11 protein-coding genes, 2 tRNA genes, 1 rRNA gene and 1 pseudogene are annotated in these 12,747 nt (G+C 56.1%); 2 read left to right on the top strand and 13 right to left on the bottom strand.

The genetic code is table 11. From position 1 onward, the window contains the following. Positions 1-25: 25 nt before the first annotated feature. A pseudogene (locus tag G4C92_RS15055) lies at positions 26-1,276 on the bottom strand (substrate-binding domain-containing protein). A gap of 330 nt (positions 1,277-1,606) precedes the next feature. Between G4C92_RS15055 and G4C92_RS03575 the strand changes: the two are divergent. After that, a complete protein-coding gene (locus tag G4C92_RS03575) occupies positions 1,607-2,041 on the top strand; it encodes a MarR family winged helix-turn-helix transcriptional regulator (protein ID WP_274941230.1) in 435 nt (144 codons plus the stop codon). A gap of 148 nt (positions 2,042-2,189) precedes the next feature. Here G4C92_RS03575 and G4C92_RS03580 read toward each other — a convergent pair whose 3' ends face one another. Then, positions 2,190-4,265 carry a heavy metal translocating P-type ATPase gene (locus G4C92_RS03580; protein WP_274941231.1) on the bottom strand — a complete coding sequence of 692 codons (2,076 nt, stop codon included), beginning with the start codon at positions 4,263-4,265 and terminating at the stop codon, positions 2,190-2,192. A 6-nt stretch (positions 4,266-4,271) separates the two neighbouring features. Beyond that, positions 4,272-4,619: a DUF6110 family protein gene (locus G4C92_RS03585; protein ID WP_274941232.1), complete on the bottom strand. Its 348-nt coding sequence runs from the start codon at positions 4,617-4,619 to the stop codon at positions 4,272-4,274. Between the two features lie 227 nt (positions 4,620-4,846). Here G4C92_RS03585 and G4C92_RS03590 point away from each other — a divergent pair, with 227 nt between their 5' ends. Beyond that, a complete protein-coding gene (locus G4C92_RS03590; protein ID WP_274941233.1) occupies positions 4,847-5,296 on the top strand; it encodes a metal ABC transporter permease in 450 nt (149 codons plus the stop codon). Between the two features lie 84 nt (positions 5,297-5,380). On the opposite strand, the gene G4C92_RS03595 is transcribed toward G4C92_RS03590, so the two are convergent. From G4C92_RS03595 to G4C92_RS03640, 10 genes are all read right to left on the bottom strand, one after another. Next, complete coding sequence (locus G4C92_RS03595; protein ID WP_274941234.1) at positions 5,381-6,187, bottom strand: sirohydrochlorin cobaltochelatase; 807 nt, start codon at positions 6,185-6,187, stop codon at positions 5,381-5,383. A gap of 58 nt (positions 6,188-6,245) precedes the next feature. After that, positions 6,246-6,318 (bottom strand) — tRNA-Thr (locus tag G4C92_RS03600). A 63-nt stretch (positions 6,319-6,381) separates the two neighbouring features. Beyond that, positions 6,382-6,639, bottom strand: a complete 258-nt coding sequence (locus G4C92_RS03605; RefSeq protein WP_274941235.1) for a hypothetical protein — start codon at positions 6,637-6,639, stop codon at positions 6,382-6,384. Positions 6,640-6,729: 90 nt separating this feature from the next. Then, positions 6,730-6,960 carry a hypothetical protein gene (locus tag G4C92_RS03610; RefSeq protein WP_274941236.1) on the bottom strand — a complete coding sequence of 77 codons (231 nt, stop codon included), beginning with the start codon at positions 6,958-6,960 and terminating at the stop codon, positions 6,730-6,732. Next, positions 6,941-7,351 carry a hypothetical protein gene (locus G4C92_RS03615; protein WP_274941237.1) on the bottom strand — a complete coding sequence of 137 codons (411 nt, stop codon included), beginning with the start codon at positions 7,349-7,351 and terminating at the stop codon, positions 6,941-6,943. Before G4C92_RS03615 ends, G4C92_RS03610 begins: the two co-directional genes overlap by 20 nt. Then, positions 7,351-7,509 (bottom strand): DUF4417 domain-containing protein, encoded by a 159-nt coding sequence (locus G4C92_RS03620; protein WP_274941238.1) that lies wholly within the window; start codon positions 7,507-7,509, stop codon positions 7,351-7,353. Before G4C92_RS03620 ends, G4C92_RS03615 begins: the two co-directional genes overlap by 1 nt. Positions 7,510-7,714: 205 nt before the next feature. Next, positions 7,715-7,785, bottom strand: a tRNA-Trp gene (locus G4C92_RS03625). Positions 7,786-7,889: 104 nt separating this feature from the next. Then, entirely contained in the window at positions 7,890-8,240 is a 351-nt protein-coding gene (locus G4C92_RS03630; RefSeq protein ID WP_274941239.1) for a hypothetical protein, read from the bottom strand. 186 nt (positions 8,241-8,426) lie between these two features. Then, positions 8,427-9,314, bottom strand: a complete 888-nt coding sequence (locus G4C92_RS03635) for a M15 family metallopeptidase (RefSeq protein ID WP_274941240.1) — start codon at positions 9,312-9,314, stop codon at positions 8,427-8,429. 289 nt (positions 9,315-9,603) lie between these two features. Next, a 23S ribosomal RNA gene (locus G4C92_RS03640) occupies positions 9,604-12,498 on the bottom strand. Positions 12,499-12,747 lie beyond the last annotated feature (249 nt).

Raw genomic sequence — 12,747 nt, forward strand, 5'->3', positions numbered from 1 at the left:
CTCCCGTACGATCGTCAGGTGCTCTTTACTGGCTGAGCAGTGCGGTGTAGGAAGCCGCGTTGTCAGTCTTGACCATGTTGATGCAGAAGGCATCGTACTCGCCCGGGTTGCCAAGACGGTTCGTGATGTTGGACTCCGTCTGGCCGTCACCGCCGATGTAGTCGACATCAAGGTTCATCAGATCGTCATACTTCTCAAGAAGCGGCTGATAGGTGGAGCTCAGGAAGTTGTCGGATGAGTTGTAGATATCCAGCCAAACCTTCTTGCTCGGGGACTTGGACTCATCCAGCTGATTGCTGACCGGCGCGTAGGTCACCGTGGAGTCCGTGAAATCCTTGTAGTTGTCAGCCGTAACCGCCACGTTCAGAGCGTAGTAGGAACGCTCGTCTTCCTTGTACTCATAGACGTCGCTTGTCAGCACGTTGCCGGCGTCGTCCTTCGTTCCGATACCGGTATCCACGTCAACGCCGTCCAGGCAGTTCCGGACGACACGAAGCGTCAGATAAGCCTGAACATCGGCATGCTGGCTGATCGTTCCGGCGTAGCCGTCCGCGATCGCCGCGACCGCGTCGCTGTTGGCGTCGTATCCGAAGGTCGGGACCTTGTTGTCCTTGGACTACGCGTTGAACATCGACATGCCCATGCCGTCGTTGTTGGAAACCACGACATCGATCTGATCGCCGAAGGAGGAGGACCAGGTTCCGATCGCGTTGCCTGCGGTCGCCGCATCCCATGTGGCGCCGGCCGAGTTCTTCATCTCCTGTGACGCCAGCTCGCGGACCGTGTAGTCCTTGCCGCCGATCGTCAGCTTGCCGTCCTGAACCACCGTTGCGGATCCGTCGGTGTTCGTGCCGGCCGGCTCCGCGTCGATCGCGCCGTCCTTGTCCACGCCTGTGTTGAGCGCCTTGCGGACGCCGCGGGTACGGGCGATGGAATCGTTGTGTCCGATGTCTCCGATCGCGAGCACGTAACCGATCACGCCGTCGCCGTTCCGGTCGATGGAATCGATGTGATCCTCGATGTACTTCTCGACCATCTGGCCCTGCAGCTCAGCACCCTGATTCGCGTCGAAGCCGACGTAGTAGGTATCCTTGTTGAAGTTCAGCGCGGTCATGTCCAGCTCGCCTGTGGAGCTGTTGGACGGCTGACGGTTGAACCAGACCACCGGCTTGTCCTTGTTCGCTACGGCGTCATCCGCCATCGCCGGGACGGCGCCGATCGTGGTCGCTGCCAGAAGAGCCGCTGCCGCCATGGAAAGTACGCGTTTCCTGTTCATAGATTGTAACCTCCCTTTTCCGTTTGAAAGCATTTGCTTTCCTCTCTCAAATCCAGGTACATTATCCTTCATTTTTTCTTCACAAAATATAGATAATTTTTAGATGAATCTTCAAATTTCTCCTTTCATTCGCCGTCAATATTGGCGTTATGCTTAATTATCATCCTTTGATATTATGCATTATGCTTATTCTGTGTCGTACTTGCATTTTCAATTATATTTGATACTATATAATAGATTGATTTTCTGTGAACATGCAGCCGCCCCGCCTCACCTCCCCGGGAGGCAGGCGGGGCGCGGGCCGTATCACTCTATAGAAAGGAGCGAGCCATGGATTACAATCCGGACGAAGCGCTGAAGCTGAAAAACCAGCTTTGCTTCCCGCTCTACGCCGTATCAAGAAAAGTCATCAGCGCCTACACGCCGTATCTGAAGCCGCTCGGTCTCACCTACACGCAGTACATCACGCTGATGGTTCTCTGGGAAGAGGACGGTCTCGCCGTCGGAGAACTGGGCGCCCGTCTCCATCTCGACAACGGGACGCTGACGCCTATGCTTAAAAAGATGGAAACCGCCGGCCTGATCACGCGGCGGCGTCGTCAGGAGGATGAACGGAGTGTTGCCATCCGGCTTACCGATACCGGGCGGGCGCTGAAAGAAAAGGTGAAGGACGTGCCTCGCAGACTGAGCTGCGCTCTGCCGCTCGATGACGGAGAGGCGCGCGAGCTCTACCGGCTTCTCTACAAGGTGCTCAGTCCCGGCTGACCGGGGATTCCGACGCGCTTCCCGTACCGGCTCCGCCTCCGAGCAGTTCGTCAAGAAACGTCACGGCTTGCTCCGTGTTCGGCGCATCCGGCACCAGTCCCGCTGACGGCCGGTCTTCCGATTTCCCGTCTCCCGGCGGACGAAGACGTCACGTCTCCAGCAGATCTGTCATGCTTCTGAGCGCAATCGTCAGCGTGGATGCATTGTGAAGCAGCGCGGCCGTCGTCGGCATCATGATGCCGGTCACACCGAGCAGGATCAGCAGCGTATTGAAACCAAGGATCGTCCGGTAGTTCTGGTTGATCCGCTTCGTCAGCGCATCGCTGAGCTCCCTTAAGACCAGAATCTCTCTTAAATCGCTTGCCGAAATCGTGATGTCCGCGATTTCCCTCGCAATCGCGGCTCCTGCCGCAACCGCGACACCGGCGTCCGCCTCGGAGAGGGCCGGCGAGTCATTGATCCCGTCGCCGACCATGATGACCTTGCGGCCTTTTTTGTGTTCTTCACGGATCAGCGCCGCCTTGTCCTCCGGCAGCACTTCCGCCTGATAGGCATCCACACCGACCTGGGCCGCCACGGCATGCGCAGTCCGCTCGCTGTCTCCGGTCATCATCACGACCTTGTCAATCCCGAGCTTATGAAGTCCGCGGACAACTTCCGCCGCTTCCGCCCGGATCGGGTCCTCGATGCAGAGCACCGCCGAAAGCCTTCCGCCGATCGCCATATAAAGGAGCGAGCATTCCTCCGGCAGATGGTTGTAATCCATCCGGCCGCTGCGGGGCACTACGCTATGCTCGTCCTCCATCACGAAGTGGCGGCTTCCGATCACGACGCGTCTTCCGTCGATCGTGCTCGCGATACCATGCGCGACGACATATTCCACTTTCGTATGCCGCTCAGCGTGGTCGAGTCCTCTCTTCTTCGCTTCCTGGACCACTGCGTTCGCGATCGGGTGCGGAAAATGTTCTTCCAGGCACGCAGCCAGCTGGAGCATCTCCGTCTCATCGTTCCCGTCGAAGGTGACGACTTCGCGGACATGTGGCGTCGCATGCGTCAATGTACCGGTCTTGTCGAAGATGATCGTCTTCGCCTCCGAGACCGCCTCAAGGAATTTGCCTCCCTTGACGTCGATCTTATGCTCACTTGCCTCGCGCATCGCTGACATCACCGAGATCGGCATCGCCAGTTTCAGCGCGCACGAATAATCTACCATCAGGACAGACAGCGTCCGCTGTACGTTTTTTGTCAGAAGCCAGGTCAGAATCGTCCCGCCCAGAGACCACGGGACCAGCCGATCCGCCAGATGCTCCGCACGGCTTTCCGACGCGGATTTCAGTTTTTCCGACTCCTCAATCATACCGACAATCCGGTCGTACCGGCCGTTGCCGCTTCTTAGCTTCACCGTAACGGTGATTTCGCCCTCCTCCACCACCGTTCCCGCGTACACATAACCGCCCTGTGTCCGGCAGACCGGCATGGATTCGCCCGTCATCGATGCCTGATTGACGCTGGCTTCTCCGGAGGCGACAACACCGTCCAGCGGAATGACGCCGCCGGTACGGACAACAATTTCGTCTCCCGGTTCGACCTGATTGACCGGCACCAGCGTCTCGGAGTTTCCGGTTTTCATCCATACGCGGTCCACATGAAGAGCCATCCGCTGTGCAAGGTCATCTACGCTCTTCCTGTGCGTCCAGTCTTCGAGAAGCGAGCCGATACCCAACAGAAACATAATATTGCCGGCGGTGTCGAAGTCGCCGTTCAGCATCGAAACGGCGATGGACGTCGCATCAAGCACCGGCACTTCCAGCTTTCCTTTAGCAAGGCACCGGAAGCCCCGAATCAGAAACGGCACGGAGCGGACAGCCGTCACAATCATGCTGATCGGTTCCGGCAGAATCAGGGCCGTCACGCAGCGTCTTGCTATAAGAAAAAACAGACGGTCCTCGAATTCCCTCTGCAGCTCACGCCCTGTGTTTTCCGGAACCGATACGGTGCAGGTTTCATACCGGAATTCCGCCAGTGCCTTCACCGCCTCATCCCTTCTTCCGGGCAGATAAAAGAGGATCACATTCATCGTGCGTTCATGCACGACCGCGCGGTCAATGCCGGAAATCCCCTGCAGAAAATACTGCAGGAGATCCGCCTGTCCGGGCGTCATGCGGGACTGCATGACGTGCACCCGCATTCGTCCGTTCGATTCATGTAAGATCCGGCATCTCATCCGTCATCACACCTTACTTCCCACCTGTCCGGAAGCCGCCCCGCGGCACTCGGGCATTTTCGTTTCTTCCTTTGCCTCCGCATCTGCGAGGACCTGTTTCGCATTCTCAATCATCTCCGCCTCAAGTGCTTCCGCCCTGGCTTCGTTAATATCCTTCGCCGCGGCACCGATATCCGCACAGTTTTCCCCGATAACCGTGAAGTCCTTTACCACTTCATCCTTCATCCGGAGCACAGCCGCCGTCGTATGCGTGTATGCCTTTTTCATGTCCCGGCTTCCGAGAAGCCTGACGCCATAGGTTCCGAGAAGAAAGCCTCCTGCAATCCATCCGAATTTTGTCCAGTTCCAGCTCATCGTGATTCCTCCTTTTAGTTAGTCATAACTAACTTGTGGTGAAAATGAAAAACCTGCCGGGTTCGCGAAAAGATTCACATCCCCGACAGATCGATCGCCTTTAGTCTAATCAAACGGAACCGGTTCGTCAAGCGCAACCGTCAGCTCTTCCAGACGTTTTCCGCAGTCGTCTGCCTGCCGCAGCATCCGGTACAGCTCCGGTAACGGTCAAAGGTTTTATTCTGGCGATGAGTTCTGAAGATGTCCGGCTCTCCGTCACGCTGAGCGCCGCCGTCCTGTTTCTTTTCACGGCCTTCTACAATCGGATCTTCGCCTTCACCTTTGACGAAGCGTTCGCTTCAGCGACCGGAACCGACACCGGACTGTGCAGTATGCTGCCTGCCGTCCTGACAGCCGTCACGGTGGTGCTCGGCATGCGGATGATGGGAACGCTGCTCATATCCAGCCTCATCGTCTTTCCTTCGCTGACAGCCATGCGGGTGTGCCGGCGCTTTCTGTCCACCGTACTCCTGTCAGGTGTACTGGCCGTCACCTGCTTTTTCGCCGGACTGGTCTTCTCCTACCGGTTCGCCGTACCGACCGGCGCCTGCATCGTCATCATGAACATGATCCTGTTTCTCCTTTTCTCTCTGGCTGAGCGGATCCTCACCCGCACCGGAAGGGAGGGGTCATCATGAAAACAGCCCATGTACTGCATCGAAGCGCCTGACGTTCACAGGATGCTCCGGACCGGCGTGGAGACCGTGACGGACTGACTCCGTTCAGGCCAGAATCCGGGCGGCATGTTCTACGTAAAGAGCCTGAATATCCCGCAGTTCCCCCAGCCCCTTCCCGATCACCTTCACCTCGAAGCCTTCGTTCAGGAGCTGAGCACGCCATGAATCCGGCCGGTCGCCGCCGATATCCTTCAGGATATGCTCACCGGCCACAACCATCAGCGGGAGGAGGACGACCCGGCTTACGCCGTTTCGCTTCGCCTCCCGTTTCACATCCATGATCGACGGAGAGGCTTCCACGGTTCCGACCGTGTAGTGATCAAGCCCCGTCTCTCTGAAACGGCGGCAGAACGCCTCATAGACCTGATTCGCCTTCTCTTCTGTCCCGTGCCCCACCAGAACGATTTCCGTCCGGCCGTCATCCAGCTTTGCGGTCTCTTTCCGGATGATCTCGAGGACCCGTTCCATGTCTTCATCATTTCCAAACAGCGGCGCTCCGCAGGCCGCGAAGTCAAACTGAGGCGCATACTGTGCGAAGAGCTTTCGGAATTTCCGGTACTCCTCGCCGTCCAGCACATGCGTCGGGACGGCCGCCAGCTCTCGGATTCCCTTGTCCTTTGCCCGCTTCAGCGCAGTCTCCGGATCATCGATCCTCAGACCTTCCTCTTTTTCGATACGCCGGATCACCCTGCCGCTCGTGAAGGCACGTACAATCTCCCAGTCAGGAAAGGCATCCGCCAGCGCTCTCTCGATCCCCCCGATCGCCCGCTCCCGGCTTTCGGCCCGGCTCGTTCCGAAGCTGACGACCAGCATTTCCTTTTTTCTGTTTTCTTTCGTCTGATCTCCCGCCATGGATTTTCCTCCGTAAAAAACAAAATGCCGAAAACCCTTTACGGATTTCCGGCTGAAAAGCTACTTCCGGGACTCGGACCCGGGACCTCCTCACTACCAATGAGGTGCGCTACCACCTGTGCCAAAGTAGCCTGCGTCAAACGCATGTTTTATTATAAGGGAAAGGTAGCAGGATTGCAAGCATTTTTCTAATATTAAAGCACGTTTCGACTGGCGATCATGAACGGGTTACTGCGGGCCGTCCGGAACTGCGATTTCCGGAGCGATATTCGTCCTGTGCTCCGCTTTTGGCCGAAAGCTTCGGAAAAACTGCTGCGGTAAGTCCGTTTCACCCATGCATCCAGTGTTTTATCTGTCACGTCAAACCAGCCGCAGATCTCCTGCTTCGTGCACTGGAGGCCGCACAGCTTCTCAAACTCATCCTTGTCAATGTACTTGCGCGGTCTCGCCATCCATCATCACCACCTTTCCGGGCATAAAAAAGACACCTGATATTCAGATGCCTTTACAAAACCCCAATTATGGCAATTACATTTCTAAAATCACTCAAGTTCAAATAACGCATCATGAATTTCAGCTTCCGCAGCTGTTTTCCCATCAAATATAGAATCATTTAGAAATTCTTCTTTACTGTCATAGAACTTTTCCCCAATATCCCATTCAAGAAGCCACCACCCCGAAAAAGTATAATGTTTATTGCCTGCGTCAAAATTAACAGCGTGAAAATCATTTCGCCGTACTGTACGTACAAATTCATTCTCTGACTTTTCCACCCATTCCTTCGATAGCCTTCCCATATTTTTTTATCTCCTTCAGAGTCATGTATCTTACATTAGCCTCACGTCCGCCATTTATGTTGTGCACATGAGCGATTCCCATCTTTAGTCTCTCTATTGTACCATTTTTGGGCCTGTTTTTGTGGCCATGAGTAATATCAAAAGACTTCTTCAGCCGTCTATCATTACCATAAACGCCTAAGGTCGTGTACCTGCCCCCTGACTTTAAAATATATGCCGTGCCCGGAGTATTCGACATTTCAGGAAGTGATGCGGCGGTCTTTGTTTTCTGCCGAATTACTTTTATACAGCCTATCGTTTCCCCAGTCGCTTCATATTCCTGAATTTTAAATCCCCCTGATTGAAGATAAGCGCCTCTTCCACCCATTATGAAAACTTCCCCATGTACGCCATCGGGTCGTTCCAGATCCGTTCGAACTGGTAGTCGTCGATGAAGAAATGAACCCCGGCATCCCGCCGCTTCGTGCTCAGCACGAAATTGAACCCGCTCAGGTCCTCCGGAATGAAGGCGTACGGTTCAATCATTTTCTGACAAAACTGAAGGAAAAAAGCCTTGAGGACCAGAAGGCCAGAAGAAAATTGATCGATACCTTCGTGAAGGTGTTTATCTGGACGACGATCAGATGACGATCGCCTTCAACTGTCGGGAAGCAGACGGCGAAAACGCCCGGGTGACGCTTTCGGGTATAAAAAAAGCGGCAGCGGACGATGTCGCACGCTGCGCGCAAAGCAGGGGAAGAGGGAGTCGAACCCCCATTGACGGTTTTGGAGACCGCTTTCCTACCATTAGAAGATTCCCCTTGACCACCGGCCTTTAACTGCCGACCCTGCCATTATAGCGCACCGGCTCTGCTCCGTCAACGGAATTATGACAGAAATTCTTTCATCCAGTACCCGGCCGCCTGTCAGCCGAGGAGCGCGTCCCGGTGATCAAGCAGCGCACCGCCTGCCTGACAGGCCGGGCAGATGCAGTAAACTCCGCCGTTCGCCTTCGCTTCTCTTGCCGCCTGATTCAGAGAATGAGCCTGGTTCTCTCCGAAAATCTTCACACCTTCAGCGGATTCAGTCAGTTCGATCAGGTCATCCACTGATGTCACATCCTCTTCAAGCTCAGCGATCAGGTCAGCCGCCGCCTTTTTCTCCGTTTCAGTTCCGACAGCTGAAAGATATGTCTCGGCCGCCTGCTTTGCCTCCGCACAGACGGACGGAGCCCCCGCCAGCTTCTTCACCTCTTCAATCGCTTCCTGTCTGGTCATTCTGTCTCCTTTCATTGCCGCTGCGATTCGCAGTCAGCGTTCTCATTGCCTTTGCTTCCGCGGGCCTGATGGCGAACGCACCGGTCCGGACAGCATCCGCGGATATTTTCATATAAGGTACCGGCCGGTGTCAGCTTACCGGCCGTTCTGATTATACCACGCCGATCTGACTTTCGTATCTTTCGTTTAATGGAATTCCGCCGAAGCCGTTCTGCGGCCGGATGCATTTTCCGGATCATGTCCGGCGCTCTTCTCGAAATGCTGATAATCCTTCGGGTTCGACCAGTCTCCGCCCCAGGCAAACCCGTGCGCCGTAAATTCAAGATACGCCTTGTCCCGGCTGTCAATCATATAGGGGCGCATGTTCTGACGGTCCGCATAGCTTCGGGCCTCAGCCGTATCCGGCGATACGGAGAATCCGTCATCTTCCTGCCTGACGTACGGATTCTCCAGGGGATTCAGATCGATCGCATATCCGAGAGCATGATTCGAAAGCTTATCGGAGTTCGTCATCGTCCGGTAATTAAAGGCGGACGTGTTGTCGTCCTCCATAGAAGCCTCGTCCGCGGCAGCCCCGTCCGTCTTCCAGTATTCATCCACAAGTCGCATCTTCCGTATCGGATAGGACGCATCATAAAGCGCGTGAAACACATCCAGCGTGTCATCCGCAATTGCCCGGTTGACAATCATCTCTCCGACCTCTGGCTCCCCTTCAAAATTCCGGAACAGCACCTTCAGGTATCGGAGATCCTCAAGCGAGATGTCATCATTCTGTCGGTATGATTTTCCGTTTATTCTCTGGAAAATGCATCCGCCCTCATGAATCACGCTGGCTGAAAAATACTGTGATTCCTCTTCCTTCCCGAGATCAGCCGAATCAAGGATCGTACCGGCCGGAAGCATCAGGATTTCTTCCGGTACGGGTTCCGCGTCAGAATCCGTATCGAAGGCATCGGCCACGCAGGATCCCTCCCAGCCGCCATTCCGGACGGAAGGATCAGCCGCAGCCGCTCCTGAAAACAGAAGTGCAGCGGAAGCCGTCACGGAAAGGAAAAATGCCGTCGCTTTTTTCATACACGACTCCTCGGTGCGGGTTGAAAACCACTCTCCAGTTCCGTTCTGCTCTCCGTCATCTTCTTCCTCCTTCTGTCCGGCCCTCAGCCGGCGTTCTCGCTTTCCTTCATCGTACCCTTCCCGGTTCCGATTCGTCAACGCAAAACGCTCCGCCGGTACGGACGGAGCGTTTGGGCAGGTTCTGGCGAACACAAAAAAAGACCTCCCCGCGAAGGGAGGTCCCACGTACCTTCAAAACCGCATATACCCCGCGCAATCCCAGCCGCGGCCTTCCCGCCGCGCTTTCCTCTTGGTCAGGTCCTCGTTCGATTAGTGACAGTCAGCTCCACGCCTTGCGGCGCTTCCACCTCTGCCCTATCAACCTCATCGTCTCTGAGGGAACTTACTTCCTTGAAGGAATGGGAGATCTCATCTTGGGGGGGGCTTCACGCTTAGATGCCTTCAGCGTTTATCCCTGCCCCGCTTGGCTACCCTGCCATGGGCCTGGCGGCCCAACAGGTGCACCAGCGGCGGGTCCAGCCCGGTCCTCTCGTACTAAGGCCAGCTCCCCGCAGATCTCCTGCGCCCACGCCGGATAGGGACCGAACTGTCTCACGACGTTCTGAACCCAGCTCGCGTACCACTTTAATGGGCGAACAGCCCAACCCTTGGGACCTACTACAGCCCCAGGATGTGATGAGCCGACATCGAGGTGCCAAACCACTCCGTCGATGTGAACTCTTGGGAGTGATCAGCCTGTTATCCCCAGGGTAGCTTTTATCCGTTGAGCGATGGCATTCCCACTTACTGCCACCGGATCACTAAGTCCTACTTTCGTACCTGCTCCACCCGTCGGTGTCGCAGTCAAGCTCCCTTCTGCCTTTGCACGCTCCGGATGGTTTCCGTCCATCCTGAGGGAACCTTTGAGCGCCTCCGATACCCTTTCGGAGGCGACCGCCCCAGTCAAACTCCCCGTCTGCCATTGTCCCCCCGCCGGCTTACGGCGGCAGGTTAGAAGCCCAGTCGCTGAAGGGTGGTATCCCAACATTGGCTCCGCATCTGCCGAAACAGCTGCTTCTCTGCCTCCCACCTATCCTGTGCATCATCGACCGGACCCCAGTAACAAACTGGAGTAAAGCTCCATGGGGTCTTTCCGTCCTGGCGCGGGCAGCCAGCATCTTCACTGGCACTTCAATTTCACCGGATGTATTGTTGAGACAGTGCCCAAATCATTACGCCTTTCGTGCGGGTCGGAACTTGCCCGACAAGGAATTTCGCTACCTTAGGACCGTTATAGTTACGGCCGCCGTTTACTGGGGCTTGGATTCAGGGCTTCGCTTTCGCTGACCCCTCCTCGTAACCTTCCAGCACCGGGCAGGCGTCAGCCCATATACGTCGCCTTCCGGCTTTGCATAGACCTGTGTTTTTGCTAAACAGTTGCTTGGGCCTGGACTCTGCGGCCGCCCCGGAGGACGGCACCCCTTCTCCCGAAGTTACGGGGTCATTTTGCCGAGTTCCTTAACAATACTTCTTCCGCCGGCCTTAGGATTCTCTCCTCATCCACCTGTGTCGGTTTACGGTACGGGTACGGTGCGAACGATAGCAGCTTTTCCCGGCACTCCCTCCGCCCTCTCTCCTACTTGAAGTTCGGTCGTCTCACGGAATGGCGTTCCGCATGTCTTTTATCCCATGCCCGCCTTCCCGCTTTCTCCGCGTTTTCCATCCGCGGTCAGACTTTGGAAATGCGTCCCTGCAGTTCTGTCGCATCGCAGTACAGGAATCTCCACCTGTCGTCCATCGGCTACGGCTTCCGCCCTCGCCTTAGGTCCCGACTTACCCAGGGCAGATCAGCTTGACCCTGGAATCCTTGGATATTCGGCCTGAGGGATTCCCGCCCTCATCTCGCTACTCATTCCGGCATTCTCTCTTCCCGCGGGTCCACATGCCCTTGTCGGTCATGCTTCGCCCCCGCGGCAATGCTCCTCTACCGATGGCTTCCGCCATCCCAGAGCTTCGGCGGCGTGTTTCAGCCCCGGTCATTTTCGGCGCAGGACCTCTCGACTAGTGAGCTATTACGCACTCTTTGAATGCGTGGCTGCTTCTGAGCCAACATCCTAGTTGTCTTCGAGATCCCACATCCTTTACCACTTAACACGCACTTTGGGGCCTTAGCTGCTGGTCTGGGCTGTTTCCCTTTTGGCCGCCCGACTTATCTCATGCGGCCTGACTCCCCACCATCGTCTACACGGCATTCGGAGTTTGATAATCTTTGGTAAGCTTTGACGCCCCCGCGGATATTCAGTGCTCTACCTCCGCAAGACTTGGTGAAGGCTAGCCCTAAAGCTATTTCGAGGAGAACCAGCTATCTCCGGGTTCGATTGGAATTTCTCCCCTACCCACCGCTCATCGCCACCCTTTTCAACGGATGTGCGTTCGGACCTCCAGGGCCTTTTACGGCCCCTTCATCCTGGCCATGGGTAGATCACCCGGTTTCGGGTCTGCGTGACGCGACTGGCGCCCTCTTAAGGCTCGGTTTCCCTCCGGGTCCGGATGTCCTCATCCTTTCCCTTGCCGCGTCCCGCAACTCGCCGGACCGTTCTACAAAAAGTACGCGGTCGCACCTGCAAGCGTGGTGCTTCCGCCGGTCGTAAACACAGGGTTTCAGGTTCTCTTTCACTCCCCTCCCGGGGTACTTTTCACCTTTCCCTCACGGTACTGTCCGCTATCGGTCACTGGGTCGTATTTAGCCTTGGGGGGTGGTCCCCCCGACTTCCCACAAGGTTTCCCGTGTCTCGTGGTACTCTGGATCCTGCCCGAACCCTTCCGCTTTCCCTTACGGGGCTTTCACCCTCTCCGGCCGGCTTTCCCAAAACCGTTCCGGTTCGCTTCGGATTCTCTTTGCAGTCCGTAACCCCGGCTGGCAAGCCAGCCGGTTTAGGCTCTTCCGCGTTCGCTCGCCGCTACTGACGGAATCACGTTTGTTTTCTTTTCCTCTCCCTACTTAGATGTTTCAGTTCAGGAGGTTCCCTCCACAGACCTATGGATTCAGTCTGCGGTGCATGAGGTCTGCTCATGCGGGTTGCCCCATTCGGACATCTGCGGATCAGCGGATATGTGCTCCTCCCCGCAGCTTTTCGCAGCTTATCGCGTCCTTCATCGGCGCCCAGTGCCAAGGCATCCGCCCTGCGCTCTTGTTTACCTGACCATGTCCGCACCGGCCACTAGCGTATGCCCGGTACGGTCCGCCGTCCCAGCGCTTTCGCGCCGTTCCGGCTGCTGTATTGCTTCTAGACCTTTGTCTCTGATTTGTGATCCTTGCGGATCACGCCTCTGATGTCTTTTCCTATCTTTTGTCTGCGCTTCAACCTTTCGTGCCCGTCTGCTCCGTCTCTTCTTAAGGAAGATCAGGAAACGAAACACTCAGGTTGGTGCTTCTCGGTATATGCGGTTTTCA

This window comes from Chordicoccus furentiruminis, from assembly GCF_019355395.1.
In the GTDB taxonomy this organism is placed as follows: Bacteria; Bacillota; Clostridia; order Lachnospirales; family Lachnospiraceae; genus Chordicoccus; species Chordicoccus furentiruminis.